16 protein-coding genes are annotated in these 19570 nt (G+C 38.7%); 1 reads left to right on the forward strand and 15 read right to left on the reverse strand.

What is annotated here, in order from left to right:
- Positions 1 to 123: 123 nt before the first annotated feature.
- The 13 genes from lysS to pth all read right to left on the reverse strand — a co-directional run bounded on the left by lysS (position 124) and on the right by pth (position 15943).
- Positions 124 to 1620 (reverse strand): lysine--tRNA ligase, encoded by a 1497-nt coding sequence (lysS, locus tag RV15_RS15720; RefSeq protein WP_071878960.1) that lies wholly within the window; start codon positions 1618 to 1620, stop codon positions 124 to 126.
- A gap of 94 nt (positions 1621 to 1714) precedes the next feature.
- Positions 1715 to 2719, reverse strand: coding sequence for a tRNA dihydrouridine synthase DusB (gene dusB, locus RV15_RS15725; RefSeq protein WP_071878961.1), 1005 nt, complete (start codon positions 2717 to 2719; stop codon positions 1715 to 1717).
- A 12-nt stretch (positions 2720 to 2731) separates the two neighbouring features.
- Entirely contained in the window at positions 2732 to 3628 is an 897-nt protein-coding gene (gene hslO, locus RV15_RS15730) for an Hsp33 family molecular chaperone HslO (protein WP_071878962.1), read from the reverse strand.
- 184 nt (positions 3629 to 3812) lie between these two features.
- Positions 3813 to 4280 carry a helix-turn-helix transcriptional regulator gene (locus RV15_RS15735; protein WP_071878963.1) on the reverse strand — a complete coding sequence of 156 codons (468 nt, stop codon included), beginning with the start codon at positions 4278 to 4280 and terminating at the stop codon, positions 3813 to 3815.
- A 128-nt stretch (positions 4281 to 4408) separates the two neighbouring features.
- Positions 4409 to 6571: an ATP-dependent zinc metalloprotease FtsH gene (gene ftsH / locus RV15_RS15740; RefSeq protein ID WP_071878964.1), complete on the reverse strand. Its 2163-nt coding sequence runs from the start codon at positions 6569 to 6571 to the stop codon at positions 4409 to 4411.
- 100 nt (positions 6572 to 6671) lie between these two features.
- The gene (hpt, locus tag RV15_RS15745) at positions 6672 to 7217 is read right to left on the reverse strand and encodes a hypoxanthine phosphoribosyltransferase (protein WP_071878965.1); all 546 of its coding nucleotides are present in this window, start codon (positions 7215 to 7217) and stop codon (positions 6672 to 6674) included.
- An 80-nt stretch (positions 7218 to 7297) separates the two neighbouring features.
- Positions 7298 to 8680, reverse strand: a complete 1383-nt coding sequence (gene tilS / locus RV15_RS15750) for a tRNA lysidine(34) synthetase TilS (RefSeq protein ID WP_071878966.1) — start codon at positions 8678 to 8680, stop codon at positions 7298 to 7300.
- 89 nt (positions 8681 to 8769) lie between these two features.
- Positions 8770 to 9243 (reverse strand): S1 domain-containing RNA-binding protein, encoded by a 474-nt coding sequence (locus RV15_RS15755; RefSeq protein ID WP_071878967.1) that lies wholly within the window; start codon positions 9241 to 9243, stop codon positions 8770 to 8772.
- Between the two features lie 43 nt (positions 9244 to 9286).
- On the reverse strand, positions 9287 to 9754 hold the full coding sequence (locus tag RV15_RS15760; RefSeq protein WP_071878968.1) for an FtsB family cell division protein: 468 nt from the start codon (positions 9752 to 9754) through the stop codon (positions 9287 to 9289).
- 62 nt (positions 9755 to 9816) lie between these two features.
- Entirely contained in the window at positions 9817 to 10092 is a 276-nt protein-coding gene (locus RV15_RS15765; RefSeq protein ID WP_010763793.1) for an RNA-binding S4 domain-containing protein, read from the reverse strand.
- A gap of 5 nt (positions 10093 to 10097) precedes the next feature.
- Complete coding sequence (locus tag RV15_RS15770) at positions 10098 to 11681, reverse strand: putative polysaccharide biosynthesis protein (protein WP_071878969.1); 1584 nt, start codon at positions 11679 to 11681, stop codon at positions 10098 to 10100.
- A 128-nt stretch (positions 11682 to 11809) separates the two neighbouring features.
- On the reverse strand, positions 11810 to 15343 hold the full coding sequence (gene mfd / locus RV15_RS15775) for a transcription-repair coupling factor (RefSeq protein WP_071878970.1): 3534 nt from the start codon (positions 15341 to 15343) through the stop codon (positions 11810 to 11812).
- Positions 15344 to 15376: 33 nt separating this feature from the next.
- On the reverse strand, positions 15377 to 15943 hold the full coding sequence (pth, locus tag RV15_RS15780) for an aminoacyl-tRNA hydrolase (RefSeq protein WP_071878971.1): 567 nt from the start codon (positions 15941 to 15943) through the stop codon (positions 15377 to 15379).
- Positions 15944 to 16291: 348 nt separating this feature from the next.
- Between pth and RV15_RS15785 the strand changes: the two genes are divergently transcribed.
- Entirely contained in the window at positions 16292 to 17272 is a 981-nt protein-coding gene (locus tag RV15_RS15785) for an L-lactate dehydrogenase (protein WP_025873392.1), read from the forward strand.
- Between the two features lie 43 nt (positions 17273 to 17315).
- On the opposite strand, the gene RV15_RS15790 is transcribed toward RV15_RS15785, so the two are convergent.
- Positions 17316 to 18812, reverse strand: a complete 1497-nt coding sequence (locus tag RV15_RS15790; protein ID WP_071878972.1) for an aldehyde dehydrogenase family protein — start codon at positions 18810 to 18812, stop codon at positions 17316 to 17318.
- A gap of 359 nt (positions 18813 to 19171) precedes the next feature.
- Positions 19172 to 19507 (reverse strand): LPXTG cell wall anchor domain-containing protein, encoded by a 336-nt coding sequence (locus tag RV15_RS15795; protein ID WP_071878973.1) that lies wholly within the window; start codon positions 19505 to 19507, stop codon positions 19172 to 19174.
- Between the last annotated feature and the right edge of the window lie 63 nt (positions 19508 to 19570).

The raw sequence follows: 19570 nt of genomic DNA on the forward strand, positions 1-19570 counted from the left end.
TACTTTTGTTCTTTATTGTTCGTTTTTAAGCTTCTAGCAACATGATTTAGTCGTTTTTTTCTGATGATTTTCAGAAAATAAAAAAAGAGCAGATTATCATTAAATAATCTACTCTTACACAGTTTATCTCATCGTCGGGAATAATAAGACATCACGAATGGATTGTGCATCAGTTAAAAGCATCACTAGGCGATCAATCCCGATTCCTAAACCACCGGTTGGCGGTAATCCGTATTCTAAAGCTTCAATAAAGTCTTCATCAACACCATGAGCCTCATCATTTCCTTGCTCACGTTCTTTTTCTTGATCTTCAAAGCGCTCACGTTGATCGATCGGATCGTTCAACTCAGTAAATGCATTCGCAAATTCTTTTCCTACTATAAATAGTTCAAAACGATCTGTGAAACGATCATCTTCTAGATTTTTCTTCGCTAACGGAGACACTTCTACTGGGTGTCCATAAATAAATGTTGGTTGTTTCAAGGTTTCTTCCACAAAGGTTTCAAAAAATTCATTTAAAATATGCCCAACTGACATATTATCATTGATTTCTACATTATGTTCTTTTGCCAAAGCACGTGCTTCTCCCACAGTCATCGCTTGCCAGAAATCTACACCCGTCTGTTCTTTGATTGCATCTACCATATGCACGCGTTTAAATTCAGATCCTAAATCAACTTCTTGACCATCATAAGTGATCGTTGTTGTCCCTAAAACTTTTTCAGCAGCATTACGGATGATTCCTTCGGTCAGATCCATTACATCCTTGTAATCTGTATAGGCTGTATAAGCTTCTAGCATCGTAAATTCAGGATTATGCGTTGTGTCGATTCCTTCATTACGGAATACTCGGCCAATTTCATAGACTTTTTCCATACCGCCAACAATCAATCGTTTCAAATGTAATTCTAAAGCAATGCGTAAATACAAGTCCATGTCTAGCGCATTATGATGCGTGATAAACGGACGTGCAGCAGCACCGCCGGCTTCATTATGCAAAACAGGAGTTTCTACTTCTACATAACCGTTGCTATCAAGATAGCGACGAATTTCGCTGATGATTTGGCTGCGTTTCATAAAACGATCGAAACTATCCTTGTTACTGATCAAATCTAAATAGCGTTGACGGTAACGTTGTTCGATGTTTGTTAGGCCGTGATATTTATCTGGTAATGGGCGTAAAGCTTTTGTTAATAATACGATCGTTTTCGCCTTAACAGTCACTTCACCTGTATCAGTTTTCATAATTTGTCCAGTTACACCAAAGAAATCACCAAGATCTGCGTGTTTAAATAGTTCATAAGCTTCATCGCCGACTTGATCTTTGCGTACATAGATTTGAAGTTGTCCTTCACGATCTTGTAAATGAGCAAACCCTGCTTTTCCTTTGCCACGTTTAGTCATCATACGTCCAGCAACACTTGCTGATAAATCCATATCGTTTAATTCTTCTTTTGAGTGTTGGTCAAATTGTTCATGTAATTCTTTTGAATTATGTGTACGGTCAAAACGCTTCCCGAAAGGATCAATCCCTTCTCCACGTAAATTTTCCATTTTCTCACGACGCACAAGCATTTGATCGTTTAGATCTTCTTGGTGCGCTTGTTGTTCATCTGCCACTTTACTTCCTCCATTCTGAAATCACATACCCCTATAATGCCACATTAAAACAAAAAAAAGCAAGCCGAATTTTTGTTTCAGCCTGCTTTTTTTATTAGATTGTTTCGATTGCTTCTTTTTCTGCATGTTTTTCTGCTTTTTCTTCGAAAGCATCAAGCAGATCGACCATCATTCGTTGGGTCTCTGCCTGATTGATTGCCACTTTTACTTTAGCAGCGCGCGGAATGCCTTTTAAATAGTACGAAGCATGTTGACGGAATTCTCTTGTAGCGATTTTTTCACCTTTTAAATCTACCAAGCGTTGTAGATGGACTTTGGCGGTATCGATTTTTTCACGTGGTGTCGGTTCAGGCATAAGTTCTCCTGTTTCTAAATAGTGTTTTGTGTGCTGAATCATCCAAGGATTCCCTAAAGCGGCTCTACCAATCATCACACCATCTGCTCCAACATGTTCTAGCATCCGTTTGGCATCTTCTGGTGTGCGAACATCACCATTTCCCATGAAAGGAATCGTTAGGTGCTGTTTCACTTCCTTTAAAATATCCCAGTTCGCTTGCCCTTCGTACATTTGAACTCTCGTACGACCATGCATAGCGATAGCGGACGCTCCTGCTTTTTCAGCAGCTAATGCATTTTCAACAGCAAACAAATGGTCTTCGTCCCACCCTGTACGCATCTTAACTGTGACAGGTAAGCTTACAGCAGAAGAAACGGCATCTACCATTTCGTAGACTTTGTTTGGATCTAATAACCATTTTGCTCCTGCTTCTGCTTTAATGACTTTGTTTACAGGACATCCCATATTGATATCAATGATTGCAGCTTTCGTATGTTCTTCTACGAATTTTGCAGCTTCAACTAAGTTTTCTTTATCTCCACCAAAAATCTGTACACTTAATGGATATTCCCGATCATCTATATAAAGCATATCTAAGGTCTTTTTGTTTCTTTGCTGGATTCCTTTGTCACTGATCATTTCACAGACAACAAGTCCTGCACCAAACTCTTTAACGGTTACACGAAAAGCAGCATTACTAATACCGGCCATTGGGGCTACAACGACACGATTGGGAATTTCAATGTTGCCTATTTTCCACATATAGATTCCCTCCTATTTTTCACGGGTGTTTTTGATTGCTTCATTTCTTAATTCAATTAAATCAGCTTCGCTATAGTGATATTTATTCCCGCAGAATTGGCAAACAGCTTCCGCTCCATGGTCTTCTTCGATCATTGCATTGATTTCATCTAAACCAACGGCGATGATCGCTGTCCCAAATTTTTCTTTTGAGCAGTTGCATTTGAATTGAACGGGCATTTTTTCTAAGATGTCAATTTGATCTTTACCGAGTAGACGCTCCAAAATTCCTTCAGGTGACTCACCTTCATCGATCAATCGAGAAATCATCGGCACTTCTTGCAAACGTTGTTCAATAAAATCAATCGTCTTTTCGTCTGCTCCTGGCATTACTTGGATCATAAATCCGCCTGCGGCTTTGACACTTTCATCTGTATCAACTAACACACTCAAGCCGATTGCTGATGGAATTTGTTCAGAAACTGCCATGAAATAAGTGAAATCTTCGCCAATTTCACCAGAAACAATCGGTGTTTGTCCTGAAAATGTTTCTTTCAAGCCTAAATCTTTGATCACAGTGAAGATTCCTTCTGTTCCAACAGCTCCACGGACATCAATTTTACCACTTTCGTTTAGCGTTAAGCTAACGTGAGGATTTTTTATGTAGCCTTTAGTCGTTCCACTACCGTCACTATCGACAACAATACTACCTGCAGGTCCGTTTCCTTGAACTTTTACAGTCAACTTGTCGTCTCCTTTTAAGGTCGCACCTAATAGTAAGGAACCTACCATCGTACGACCTAAGGCAGCCGTTGACGAACTCCAGGTATCGTGACGTTTTTGTGCTTCAGAAATTGTATTTGTTGCGCAAACTGCATAGGCGCGAATCGACCCTTCATAACATAATGCTTTAACTAAGTAATCTTCCATTTTTATTTTCCTCTTCTCACTTGCTTCTTTTTCTAACTCATTATCAGATAATACTAGTGTTTGACCATTTTTTCAACTAAATAATTTTAAGCTAAAGAAAAAGCAAGTCGCAACCACCAATTGAAATCGATAGGTACTACTTGCTTTTTTTAGAGTAATAGACGATAGACAATGAAACGTATTTTTATTTATCAGCCGATTGGTTCAAAGGAAAATAAATTCTTAAACCAAAATACAGTAAAATTGTACAAATCAATACTACATAAAAAGCTGTAACTGTTAGTGAGTGCATATAGCCCGTATACAAGCAAATAGCTAACGGAATTCCGATATATTGTACCAAACGAGTCTTCCATTTTTTTCTAACCATGATCCAAATCATACGCAAAGGTAAAAATAAAACGCCGAAAAAGATCAAACCAAAGAGATCCCTTATCAATGACATAGTTTGTGCCCTCCCTTCTTTCCTCTCTGTGATACATTTAAACTGCAAACTATTTTCCAATAAATTCAATGAGATCTGATCAGGTTGACTTTTCCCCAGCTCCCATTTCGAAATTGTTTGACGCGTGACATACACTTTGTCAGCCAACTGTTGTTGTGTAAGTCCAAGTTCCATTCTTTTTTCACGAATCATTTCCCCTAAAGTCATTTCACTCTCTCCTTTAAATCTAGTTCTTGCTACTTATAAAATACAGCAATGCCGTGCGTTGCGCACGCAACTATTCAAAAAATCTCCGCTACACTCATTGAACGAGTGTAACGGAGATTTTCATGTGCTTATTTGTAACGATCGTCAAAGTTGTTACGGTCATACTCAGAATCATTTTTATGTTCTTCATCAGATTTTACTTCTGATTGAACTTGTTCTTCTGTTTTTTCGCTGTCCGCTTTTACTTCTTCGGTTTCGTCATGTAACTCTTTTTTCGCTTCTTCAAAATCTTGTTTTTCTTCGGCCTGTCTTTGCGCATCTTTTTCTTCTAATGCACGTTTTGCCTCTTCAAATGTTTGAGCTTTTTCACTAGGGAATTGGCTGTCGATAACATCTTGTGGCATTACGCCTTCTTCAAACAATGACTTGATGCTGCGAGCATCTAATGTTTCATACTCTAACAGTTTTTCAGCAATTAGTTTATGTTGCGCACGGTGTGATTCAATGATTTCACGCGCTTTATCGTGTGCTTCCATTAAAATACGACGTACTTCTTGATCGATTTCATACGCAACTTGCTCAGAATAAGCTTTTGTTTGACCATAATCGCGGCCAACAAAGACTTGATGGTTTCCTTCATATTGAACAGGACCTAATTTGTCGCTCATTCCATATTCGGTTACCATACTACGGGCAATGCCTGTTGCTTGTTCAAAGTCATTAGATGCACCTGTTGATTGAACATCGAAAATAATTTCTTCCGCTGTACGTCCACCAAGTAACCCAACGATTTGTTCAAACATGTCTTCTTTAGTCATTAAGAACTGATCTTCTTTTGGTAAAGCAATCATGTAACCGCCAGCGCGTCCACGAGGGATAATCGTTACTTTATGAACGATACGAGCACGGCTTAAGACTAAACCAACAATTGTATGTCCCGCTTCATGATAAGCAACCATTTCGCGTTCTTTTTTGTTGATCACACGGTCTCTCTTCGCAGGCCCTGCAATAACACGATCTTCCGCTTCATCCACATCGGATGCATCGATTTTCTTCTTATTACGACGAGCGGCAACTAATGCAGCTTCATTTAAGACGTTTTCTAAATCAGCACCAGCAAAACCTGGTGTTTGTTGTGCTACGACTTTCAAATCAACGTCATCAGCCAACGGTTTGTTACGAGCATGAACTTTAAGGATCGCTTCACGACCTTTTACGTCAGGACGACCAACTAAAATTTGACGGTCAAAACGGCCTGGACGTAATAACGCTGGATCCAACACATCTGAACGGTTTGTTGCAGCAACGACGATGACACCTTCGTTGCCATCAAATCCATCCATTTCAACAAGCAATTGGTTAAGGGTTTGTTCACGTTCATCGTGTCCACCGCCCATACCGGCACCACGTTGACGACCAACGGCATCGATTTCATCGATGAAGATGATTGCTGGTGCATTTTTCTTCGCTGTTTCAAATAAATCACGGACACGGCTTGCACCGACACCGACAAACATTTCAACGAAGTCTGAACCTGAGATAGAGTAGAACGGTACGCCTGCTTCACCGGCAACGGCTTTAGCAAGTAATGTTTTACCAGTCCCTGGAGGTCCTTCTAATAGAACACCTGCTGGAATACGAGCACCTAATTCAACGAAACGGCGAGGATCTTTTAAGAACTCGACTACTTCGACTAATTCTTGTTTTTCTTCTTCCGCTCCGGCTACATCAGAGAAGCGTACGCGGTTGGCTTTTTTGTCAGCTTCTTTGGCTTTTGATTTACCAAAGTTCATGACACGGCCGCCACCACCGCCACCGCCGCCTTGTTGTCCCATCATCATATAGAATAAGAAGATGAACAATACGATCGGTAAGAAACTAAATAAGATAGAAAGCCAAGCACCGCTTGATGATTGTTCTTTCACAGTAAGTTTCACATTGTTCTCTTTAGCCATATCTTGGATACCTGATAATGTGATATCACTTGGCAAGACAACCGTTGTAAATGCTTTTGTAGAGACTTCTGTTGATCCCCATAAAGAAAGACCACCAGTATTTTTAATTTCTTGTTTTTCTTTGTACTGACCTGTGATTTTGTATACACCATTTGTTGGTTGGATCGTCAGTTCCTTCACTTTACCTTTTTCTAATTGGGTACTGAAGGTTGAGTATTCGATATCTGGTGATTGGGAATTGTTATTTCCAAAAATGAAATAAACAACCATGACCATCGCCAAAATAAGCAATACATAATAAAGGCCATTTTTCATGCCACTATTCTTTTTATTCATGCCTGTCCTCCTTTGATTACTGCGCGTAATTTAATTTTACGGTTTATTTTTTATCAATTCTGACCATTACATTGTAACATAACTAAATCTAAGAGAGATATTAATTTGATTCGTAGATTTCAGGTTTCAACACACCTACATAAGGAAGATTCCGATAAGCTTCTGCATAATCTAAACCGTAACCTACAACAAATTCATTTGGTACATCGAAACCAACATAGTCGGCAACGATATCAACCACACGTCCTTCTGGTTTATCTAACAACGTGACAATTTTCACAGATGCAGCTTTTCTGTATTTAAAGAGATCAACTAGATAAGCTAATGTACGGCCGCTGTCGATGATGTCTTCTACGATCAAGATATCGCGCCCTTCAACGTTTGTGTCCAAATCTTTAATGATTTTTACTTCACCTGAAGACACCGTTGCATTTCCATAACTAGATACAGCCATAAAATCCATCTCTAAATGAGTGTCGATACAGCGCGTGATATCAGCCATAAACGGTATTGCACCTTTTAAAATACCAATGACTAAAGGATTTTTCCCTCTATAATCTTCTGTTAGTTGTTTGCCAAGTTCAGTTGATTTTTCAAGAATTTGTTCTTTCGTGATCAACACTTGTTTAATATCGTTCTCTAACATATTGCTCTCCTTCTCTTTTGAGTTTTTTAGTTATTATTTTATGTTGTTTTGCTTCTTTGAATAAAAGTAATTTTCGGTCTTTACTCTTTTATTTTATAAAGGAGCCTGTAGAGTATTTTATCAGTTTCTTTAGGAATACTCAAACATGAATTTGCAATTTTAGGAACCCAAATAATCTTCTCCTGTGCAGAAAGAATGATCCACGCCTGTTCTCTCGTTAAATTGGGTATTTTCCGATCAATAAATAATCGATTTAATCTTTTGGTTAAGTTTGGCGTCAATGAAATTCGATCGCCATTTTCTCTATGACGAATCATTAACGGTAATGGTGTTTGTCCGCTTATGGGCAAAGAATACTCAGTCCAGTCTTTCACAGCTTCAGGTATCTCCAGATTAGCGGTTGTAGTTTCTAATCCAAGCCACTCATTTTTTGAAAGGAAAATAGATTCATTTTCATTTAAGTAAACTATTTTTTTATCTTGCTTCAACTGTTTTTCTTTTATATACATCACATCATATTCTTTCACAATTTGCCAGCCTTGTTCAAGATCCATTGTTAATTGTGGCGCCTGTTGTCTAATGATATTCAGCAACTGTTGAATCTGAGATTGGCTTATTGCAATGTCTTTCACTACGATCGTTCGTTGAAACAACATCATTAGGAAAAACGTTTGTAGACTTGTTTTTTCTTGTTTCAACTCGGCTAGTTGAATTGTCCAACCTGCTGCTGTTTTTTTTACCCAGCGCTCATATTTAGGTTCGATAACTGACTGAATAAGCTCGTCTGCTAATACGATTTGTTCAGTAAAATCAGTGATATGTTGTAGAAACTGCGGGTTTTCTTTCTTTAAAAGTGGCACTACCTGATGTCTTACTCTATTTCGCATGTAAGCATCACCCTGATTCGAGCTATCTTCAAAATACACAATTCGTGAGCACTTGGCGAATTGTTCTAAGCGATCTTTGGAAAAAATTAAGAAAGGGCGAATCAGTTCTCCTTTGCCAAACGATTGCCGCGCTCTAATTCCTACTAAGTTAGGTAAGGCACTTCCTCTTGTCAGTTTCATTAAAACGGTCTCAGCTTGATCATCATTGTGGTGAGCAGTAAATAGTGACGCATAGCCTTCTTGTCTCATGACTTCAGCGAAAAATCCGTAACGAAATGCACGAGCGCGAGCTTCGGTATTTTTTCTTTTGTCCAGCGCTGACCATACTTTACTGTAATAAACGAGTCCTTGCTCTTGGCAATAGCTTTCCAAATAACTTGCTTCTGCCTCTGATTCTCCACGCAATTGGTGATTGATATGGGCAACGGCTATTGTTAGATGATCCTTTTCTGCTGCTCTTTGCATTAAATTTAATAGCACCATCGAATCGACGCCGCCGGAAATCGCTAATAATATTTTTTGATGTGGCTGCCAGTAGTCATTTCTTTTACAATGATCGTAAAATGCTTGAAACATCTGTTCACCTCTTTACTTCGTAAGTCATCGCTTAAATATTTTGCAAAACATAAAAGCCGAGCTTTCGCTCAGCTTCAATTGTTTATTCGTTAGTTACGACGACCGCCACGACCGCCACGTTTTCCTTCTGTGTTACGTTTTAATGACGTTAAACGATCATCACTATCTTTTAAAAATGAGCTCATTAATGAATCAAAATCTTGTTTTGAGTTCATTGGCTGTGCTCTTGTAAATTGTTTTTTAGGTGCTGGACGTGAGTTGCGATCACGGTTCCCTTGATGCTCATTGTTCTCACGACGTTGATATTCACGTTTTGGTTCTGCCGCTTGCTCTTGTGCTTTACGAATGGACAAACCTACTTTGCCATCATCACCGACTGAGGTAACTTTTACTGTTACTTCATCCCCTACGGTCAATACATCATGGATATCTTTAACGAATCCATTTGATACTTCACTAATGTGAACCAACCCTGTTTTTCCTTCACCTAAATCGATGAAGGCACCAAAATTAGTGATACCAGACACTTTTCCTGGCAACTTCGCTCCTACTTCAATTGACATAAAAAAAATGTTCCTCCTATTATTTACCCTATTATATCTGCAGCTATTCACCTGATTGTTTATCAGATGAATGAGACTGTGATTGACTCTCTTGCGATGATTGTTTTTGCTCATTACTGGAGTTAGTCGTTCCGCCTAACTCTGGAATGTTGTAAATTTGTTCGCCATCTTTTGAGACTAAGTAACGACTGCGGGCTAATTTTGCCACATAATCCTCGTCTCTTAAAAGAGTAACGTCTTGTTCTAAACGACTTAACTTCTTATCAACTTCTGCTGACTCAGCCACAGCTTCTTCATGCTGTTTTTTGAAGGCATTTAGTTGCTGATAGTCTTTCATTAGCTGAACACCTGAAACGATAAAAATCACAAACGCCACGAGAAAAACAACTGCTAGACGGCGGCGTCTAAAAATCAACTGCTTTTGCTGTTTTTGAAATTCGGCATACTGTTCTTTTGTATACTCATTATCTAATGCAGCAACTTTCTCCACGTCCTTTTTCTTTTTTCCCATGTTTTCCGCTCCACTCGTTTTTGGTTTGTCTGTCTTATTATACCAACATCTAAGAAGCTTGTCTAATCTAAATTGTCACTATTTTCGACTCTTTTCTCTGAAATAATCTGATACATCTTTTCAGCATCTTCTTTTTTCGTTGAATCGCGAAGTTCAAGTACTTCGATTTCTAAGATTTTATTTCCAAATTGGATCTTCACCTGATCCCCAATTTTTACATTGCTAGATGATTTTGCTAAGATGCCATTGATTTGAATCCGACCTTTGTCTGCAACTTCTTTGGCTACAGGTCTTCTTTTAATAATGCGTGAAACTTTTAAAAATTTATCTAAACGCATGTGTTTTACCTCTTCATTCTTAATATTTTCGCTCCAAATGGTAATGTCAGCCATTCCCGAATTGTAAACAATTGTATTTTAATAATAATATAAATAAATGTTGCACCGCCTATCAAGACGCCAACTATCGCAATAACTAATGCTTGCCCACGATGCTCAACAGCTCCTAAAAGAATCGCAATCACACCTTGATAACAGAGTAACACAATTCCCATCGTTGCTAAACTAAGAATTAACTTTCTAAAGAAATGGTTTTCAACAATAAAACGATTGATTTCTCTTTTTGAAAAAAATATCAATAAAAATAAAGTAGCTAACAGCCCAGCAATCGTTGAAACGCTCGCACCAAGCGTCCCCCAAACATACGTCAAAGAACTTGTTAGAAAGAGCTTGACCAATAACCCTATGCCAGCTGAAAACATCGATGTGACAAATTGATTCCGACTTTGCAAGATACTTTGATAAGCTTGGATAACTGCCATAAATGCAATCGAACAAACATATACGCCTAGAACGCCATTGCCTTTATAATCTTTAAATAAAGCAAAGTTTATATAGGGTAATAATAATGCCAAACCTATTGAAGCTGCTGCTGCAATCGTTGTGGTCAAGCGTAAAAAGATTTTAGCTGCTTGCAAGAATCGCCCTTTTTCTTTACTCATGAAATATTTTGTTAGCGCGGGTAAAAAACTTGAACTCAATGCCAATGCAACAACTAAACCTAATTGAACGAGAGGCTGCCCACGATCATAGACCCCTTTATCGATTTTCGCTACTGAATCACTGATTCCTGCTGCAACCAAAGAGTTCTTAACAAAAAAAGAATCGATCAATTGAAAGAAGATCAAAAACGCGCTGTATAAAGAGACAATGCCACCTTCTACTAATAAGCGTCCAAATAATTTTCCCGAGCCTTTTTCAACTTTCCACTGAGTAAGATAAGACGAGCTACCTACACGGATTTTCCGATCATAATACCAAAGAATTCCAGCAGCAACGACACCCCCAAACAAGGCACCACCCATCGCAACTGTCCCTGTTTGATAGACCGACCAACCGAATTGGCTAAAGGAATATGCTGCAATTAAGATCACTCCCACCCGTACAAGTTGTTCCACCACTTGGGAAACTGCACTTGGAATCATCATAAAATGCCCTTGAAAGTTTCCACGGTAAAAAGACAAAATAGGCACTAATAAAAAGGTAAAAGAAACAACTTGAATTAACGATGCCAGTCGATAATCGCCCATCATAAAGGCAATTTCATGACTTCCTAAAAAGAAAAATGCCCAACACAAAGCTGCAATCATAAAGACAAAAGGAAAGAGCTGTTGTAAAACTTTTTTCTGTCCACTGATTTCTGGTTGTTCAGCTACCACTTTTGAAATAAACTGTGGTAGCCCCGACAACGCTAAAGTCATCGCAATACCATAGATTGGATAAACTTGTTGATACACATAAAACCCTTCATCACCAACTAAGTTTTGAAAAGGCACCCGATAAACCGCACTCAGCACTTTGGCAATGAATGATGCAATAGTTAAAATAGCAGCCCCTTGCATCATTGACCGCATTTCCTTGTGTGCCATTCGTTGACCTCCTATTTTAAAAGCTGAATGAGCTCGTTTAGCTCTGACTGGAAAATAGGATAAATCGATTGAGGAGCTTTTTACCTCACTCTATTTTTATCTTTTTCCCGAGAGTTTAGCCCCTAACTTTATTCTTCCTCAACAGCAATCGTCTTATACTTTTCCTGTCTTAACGCTGTCGTAAATAACGCTACTTCCTGAAGCCAAATAGCTTCTTTCATATCTTTAGGAACTTTCAAACGCACTGACATTTTTTCATTGTCTACAGCAAGATCCGCTTTTAACTGAGTCTGAGATAGTGCTTCAAATATTTGTTCTACATTATATGTTTTTGTCCCAATTTTACTTAAAGTAAAGGTAATTTCCTGCTGTCTCTTACGAATCGTTTCAATCAGAGCACGATCCCCGTCCATTTTAATTTGACCGGTCGTCAATAAATGTGCCACTTCATCCGGGTATTCACCAAAACGATCAAGCAGATCCGCTTCAAGCTCATCATACATATCCATATTTTCCAACTGACGAATTCGTTTGTAGATTTCAATTTTTTGACGCTCATCTGAAATATAACTGGTTGGTAAATATGCATCAATACCCAAATCGATCTCAACAGATGTTTTTTGATCTTGGATATTTTTCCCTTGTTTACGGGCAACGGCTTCTGAAAGCATTTGTGAGTACATATCAAAACCGACAGAGTCGATAAAACCATGCTGTTGCGCACCTAACAAATTACCTGCTCCGCGAATCGATAGATCCCGCATCGCAATTTTAAACCCAGAACCTAATTCAGTGAAGTCCTTAATTGCTTCTAAACGTTTTTCGCTAACTTCATTTAAAATCTTTTGTTGTTCATACATAAAATAAGCATAGGCGACACGATTGCTTCGGCCAACTCTGCCTCGTAGTTGATACAAAGTAGATAAGCCCATATAATCAGCATTTTCTACAAATAATGTATTGGCATTCGGAATATCAACACCGGTTTCAATGATTGTCGTTGTCACTAATACATCATATTGTCTTTCAATAAAATCAAATAACGTATTTTCCAGTTGAACTTCTGTCATTTGCCCGTGAGCATAAGCTATTCTAGCATTTGGCACCAACACTTGAATCTCTTCAACCTTTTGCTCGATCGTATCCACGCGATTATACAAATAAAAAACCTGTCCATCTCGTGCCATTTCTCTTTCGATTGCTTCTCTGATTGCGCCTGGGTTATTTTCCATGACGTAGGTTTGGATTGGATAACGATTTTCCGGTGGTGTTTCAATCACTGAAAGGTCACGTACCCCAAGCATCGACATGTGCAATGTTCTTGGAATCGGTGTGGCAGTCAACGTCAAAACATCGACTTGTGCTCGCAATTGTTTTAAACGCTCTTTATGTTTTACACCAAAGCGCTGTTCTTCATCAATCACCAGCAAACCTAAATCACTAAATTTCACGTCTTGAGAAAGTAAACGATGGGTTCCTACAACGATATCCACTTGGCCGTGTTTGATTTTTTCAATGGTTTCACTTTGTTGTTTTTTCGTTCTAAAGCGACTTAACAAGCCTACTTCAACTGGAAATCCTTCAAAACGGTCCAGCATGGTTTCGTAATGTTGCTGAGCTAAAATCGTGGTGGGAACTAAAAAAGCGACTTGTTTATTGTTATTGATTGCCTTAAATGCTGCTCGTAAGGCAACTTCTGTCTTACCGTAGCCCACATCACCAACCAATAGGCGATCCATTGGACGTGTTTTTTCCATATCATGTTTGATTTCAGCGGTACTGCGCAGTTGATCATCTGTTTCACTGTATGGAAATGCGTCTTCAAATTCCTTCTGATAAGCGTCATCTGGTGGAAAAGCATAGCCTTTTTCCGATTCTCTTGATGCATAGAGCTGAATCAAGTCGTCTGCGATATCTTCGATTTTAGATGTAACCTTACGCTTTGTTTTGCTCCATTCACTGCCGCCTAATTTATTGACTTTCGGCGATTTGGCTTCTGATGCTACGAATTTCTGAATCAGGTTCAGTTGCGTAACTGGAATGAACAGCTTATCGTCATTTTGATATAAAATCGTGATGTAATCTTGGTGAACACCATCGACTTCTAAGGTCTGCATCCCAATATATTTACCGATCCCGTGATTTGCATGAACAACGTAATCGCCATTTTTTAGATCACTATAGCTTTTTAAGCGTTCTGCATTTGAAACAGTTTGACGTCGTGCTCTTTTTTTCGTTGTTGTATGGAAAATTTCTTTTTCCGTGATGGCTACAATTTTTTCTACAGGTAATTCAAAACCAGATTGCAATGAACCTTCAACGATTTGAATTTTTCCTTCTATTATCTTATCAGCTGAAGCTGTCACACTTGAAATATCAAAATCACGAAATAGTTCTTCGACTTTTTGACTGCGTTCTTTGGTTGGTACAAACACCACAACCGTCTGATCTTGTTTTTGCCAACGATCCATTTCGGTTTTTAATAGCGGCATTTGCCCAAAGAACTGCTGCATCGAGCGATATTGAAAATTATGGACTGCTTGGAAACGCAGATTGCCCATACCTTTTTGGAATAGCGAAAAGAAAGTCGTTGCAAACGTCATTTTTCTTACTTGTTCATGAAATTCTATCCCGAATGACTGTTCAGGGAAAACCCGCATTTCTTCTAATTTAAGAACTTGCCACTCATTTTCCTCACGTATAATTTCACGTTCTGCTTCTAAAATACGGGCATAATCATCAACAAATATCAAACTATCTTCTGATAGATAATCAAGCAATGTCGTTTTTGTTTCATATAATAAGTCGGTGTAATAATGGGCTGTGTCAGTGGGAATCCCTTGACTCCATGCCGTTGCTAGCTGGCCAAAATAATCTTGAAGAAATTCCTTTTCAGTCGCATCTTTGGCGATTGCTACTCTTTTTTCTAATGCGCTAGCTAATTGTTTTTCGCCATACGCTAAATCTTCCTTTGAGAAAACTAGGTCGGTCATTGGAGACAGCGTCACAGACTCAATGTTGCCGACTGATCGCTGCGTATCTGCTTCAAAATAACGCAAAGAATCGATCTCAATATCGAACAATTCTGCTCGAACTGGATAATCAGAGTTCAGCGGATAGACATCAACAATACTTCCTCGAATGCTGAAATCACCTGGCTTGCCAACTAAGGACTCGCGTTCATACCCCATTAAAACTAACTGTTGGGCTAAAGTATCTAGCTCGATTTCTCCGCCAAGTTCCCAATGCAGCTGGGCTTGTTCCCACGTTTGTTTGCTCGGTAGATACTTCCTTAAACCAGCTACCGGAACCACGACGATTCCTGCTTGATCTGTTAAAAGAAAGTTAAGCGCTGCTACTCTTTCTGCTCTTGCTTCCGGCGAAGAAAAGGCCATTTCAGCTGATAAAACTTCGTCCACAGGGAATAGATACACTTCTTCGTCCGACAAAATATTACGAAAGTCTTCAACGAGCTGATTGCCATAATAAAGATTAGGAACAGCTACAATAACTTTTTTATTTTTTTGTTTAAACCCACTGGTCATGACCAATGTTTTGGCAGAGCCAGCTAAACCGGTAATCAATTGGCGGGTATTTCCTGTTAACTGCATTTGCCAATCTCGGGCTAGTTCACTTGCGCCAATCCGTTCAATGATATTCAAAACAGGCTCCTCCTTCTATACTTTTTATTGTGCTTATTTTCCATTAAATTGATTCATCGTATCAACAAACGTATGTCCTTCACAAGCATAAATTGCGGCATCTGCTGCAATTTTCACCGCTAATAAAATCTCTTCATGTTTCTCTTTAGGAAAACCTGTCAATACATGATGGACAACCGTGTTACTGCCAATCGGGCGTCCAATACCGATTTTGATTCTCGGAAACACATTTGTTCCTAAATGTGCTATCAAGCTTTTTATGCCATTATGTCCGCCAGCACTGCCTTTTTCACGTAAACGGATTTTACCGATTTCTAAATCTAGATCATCATAAATAACGATCAAGTCTTTTTCCTCTACACCATAATAGGTCATCAAAGGACCCACTGAACGGCCGGACTCATTCATAAATGTAAGTGGCTTGACCAACATAATTTTTTCTGTTCCTATAAAAAATTCAGCAATATCTGCTTCAAATTGGCTTCTATTAAAGGTTGCATTGTATCGGTGAGCGATTTCATCTACAGTAATAAAGCCGATATTATGTTTTGTTTCCTGATATTTACTTCCTGGATTACCTAATCCGACAATCATTTTCATCTATTTATATTCTCCTTAATAAGAGGTGCTATTTTACCACCATTTATTCATTCTCCAACACAAAATATCTGGGCAGGAGTATCCCTTGCCCAGTTTTTTATAATTATACCATAAAATAAGCGATTTCCGGCTCATTTAAATTCTTAAAAAAGCCGTAAGCTTCATTTATTCAATTAAAAAGAAAAAAATTCATAAAAACAAGAAATAGTGAAATACCGCACATGAAAGAGTTTTCTTATGAAACACCTCTAAAAACTGTATTATTTTAACAAACAAAAAACGTGACAAACCTCACAAACGGTGGTATTATCATTGTGATAAAACAATTATCTGAAAGGAATGATACACATGACTGCAGCAGTAGGAAACAAAGACCACCAAAAAGTAATTTTAGTTGGAGATGGCGCTGTCGGATCTAGTTATGCTTTTGCCTTAGTTACTCAAAATATTGCCCAAGAAGTTGGTATTATTGATATAGATACAAAGAAAACCGAAGGAGATGCCGCTGATTTATCTCATGCATTAGCTTTCACTTCTCCTAAAAAGATTTATGCCGCTACTTATGACGATTGTCATGATGCTGATCTGGTTGTATTAACAGCTGGTGCCGCACAAAAACCTGGCGAAACAAGAATTGATTTGGTGCATAAAAACTTGAAAATCAATAAACAAATCGTGACTGCAATCGTTGATTCTGGCTTTAGCGGTATTTTCTTAGTCGCTGCTAATCCAGTTGATATTTTAACTTATTCTACATGGAAATTCTCAGGATTTCCAAAGGAACGCGTTATCGGTTCAGGCACCTCACTTGATTCTGCTCGTTTCCGTCAAGCAATCGCTGAATTAGTTGACGTAGATGCTCGTAACGTCCATGCTTACATTCTAGGTGAACACGGCGATACTGAATTTCCAGTTTGGTCTCATGCTAATGTTGCTGGTTTACAAATTTATGAATGGGTTAAAAACAATCCAGATGTTGATGAAGAAGCGATGGTCAATTTGTTCTTCAATGTAAGAGATGCGGCTTATTCAATCATTGAGAAAAAAGGTGCTACATTCTACGGAATCGCAGCGGCCTTAGCTCGAATCACCAAAGCGATTTTAGATGATGAAGATTCTGTTTTCCCACTTTCTGTTTACTTAGATGGTGAGTATGGTCAAAATGATATTTATATCGGTGCACCTGCTGTCATCAATCGCCAAGGAATCAAACAAGTCATTGAAATTCCGTTGACAGATTCCGAAAAAGATCGTATGAATGCTTCTGCAAATGCGTTGAAGGAAGTTATCAAATCCGCTTTCGAGAAATTTGAAGCTGAAAATAATTAACTAAAAAAAGAATCGCAGCCAATCGGTTGCGATTCTTTTTTCGTTAATTATACAAACCATCCGGTTCCTCTTTTGTCACAATATAAATGTTCTTCATTTGAGTATAGGCATCCAGCATCGACTTATGGGTTTCGCGCCCAATACCAGATTTTTTATAGCCGCCAAATGGCGCGCCAGCAGGTAGTTGATTATACGTATTAACCCACATCCGTCCAGTTCTCACTTTACGCGCCACACGCAGCGCGGTATTGATATCCTGTGAAAAGACAGCTCCGCCTAAGCCATAATCAGATTGATTTGCCAAGGCAATTACTTCCTCTTCCGTTTTAAACTTCATAACTGTTGCTACGGGTCCAAATATTTCTTCTTGGGCAATACACATCGCATTATTGGCATCAGCCAATAATGTCGGCTCTAAAAAAGCGCCTTTATCCAGTCCATCTATAGTAATTTTATGTCCACCTGTAATCAACTTAGCTCCTTCTTTTGTCCCAATTTCGACATATTTTAAGATGTCTTTTAATTGTTTTTCATTGATTTGAGCGCCCATTTGTATGCCCTCTTCCCAAGGTAGGCCTACTTTTATTTTTTCAAAACGCTCTTTGAGTGCCGCAACAAAGTTGTCATAAATTCCTTCTTGAACAAAGACACGAGAACCTGCACAGCAAACTTGTCCCTGATTGAATAAAATACCTAATTGAACCCCTTCTAACGCACGTTCCCAATTTGCATCATCAAAAATAATATTCGCTGATTTTCCACCTAATTCCAAAGTTGCCGGAATTAATTTGTCTGCTGCCGCCTTTGCAACTGTATAACCGACTTCTGTCGATCCTGTAAAGGCTAATTTATCAAATCCCTGATGTTCCAGCATATAGTTTCCTGAATCAGATCCTCTACCTGTGATCAAATTTACAACACCTTTCGGCAAAACTTGATCCAGTAGTTTGAATAATTCAAGTAGACTTAGAGACGTTGTTGAAGAAGGATGGATCACCACAGTATTGCCAGCTGCGATAGCCGGCGCTAGCTTCCAAGCTCCCATCAGTAACGGAAAATTCCACGGAATAATCTGCCCCACAACACCAATTGGTTCTTTGATTACCAGAGATAGTGTATCCTGATCAAAGTCTTTCACTGTACCTTCTTCCCCGCGAATCACACCAGCAAAGTAACGGAAATGATCAGCTGTGGCTGGAACATCAATCGATAACGTTTCACGCAACGGTTTGCCGTTATCCAACGTTTCAACTAAGGCTAAATGTTCTGTGTTTGCATCGATCAAATCAGCTATATCTAACAATAGTCTACTGCGCGTCATAACATCTACATCTTTCCAGGTCTCAAAGGCAACTTGTGCTGCTTTGATTGCTTGATCAACATCCGCATGAGTTGCATCAATAAAATCAGCCAGTTTTTCACCATTGCTGGGATTGTAACTGGTGATCAGACGATCTCCTGAGCCTTTTGTCCAGTTACCGTCAATGTACAATTGGTAAGTGTCATCCGTCGTGTTGTAAATATTGATTGATCTACTCACTAAAAAAACCACCCCTTCTTTTCTGGTTACGCTTACATTATATCTTTAAAAACAAAAAAGTAAATAGAAGTTGGATATTTTATAAGAAATTTTAAAACGGTCACAATTGGTATATATAAAAAAAGTCTGGTGCATAACTCGAAAGTCACACGCCAAACTAATGAAATCCAGATAAATGATGAGAATAGAAGCAAAAATTCTGTCAGAAGATTGACAACTACCAACAAAAAATTTCTTTTTGCCTCAAATTCCACTATTTACTATGAATAGTTAAGGTAAGTAAGCTCAGTAAAATTGTGTATGGGTCGATTTTTAGGGATTTGAGCAACCGATCTGTTTCCTTAATAGTAGCTATATATTCAGCATTTTTTATCCTCATCTTTGTTGCGCTTCAGCCAAATCGCCACAGAACCAGTAACGATTACTACGCCCAAGATAGTTGCATATACTGCTGGTTTCTCATTTGTGCTAGGAAGGTCTTTGGGATATTTGTTTGTCACTTTACCTGACTCTTGTTCATTATCAGTCGGACCTGAACTAAAATCAGTTTCATCATGCGGTCTTCTATCAACAAATTTGATTCCTGCTTTTGAAGTCGCTTGACTCGCCTCATCCGCATAGACAGCAACCGAAGAACAAACGAAAGCATTCACTACACACAACAGAAGCCATAAATATTTTGATTTTTTGAACATCTTTATCCCTCCTCTAAACCCAATCCCGTCGATTTTGACTCTCGAAATATAACGTAGGCATGT

Source organism: Enterococcus silesiacus (assembly GCF_001886225.1).
Lineage (GTDB): Bacteria > Bacillota > Bacilli > Lactobacillales > Enterococcaceae > Enterococcus_L > Enterococcus_L silesiacus.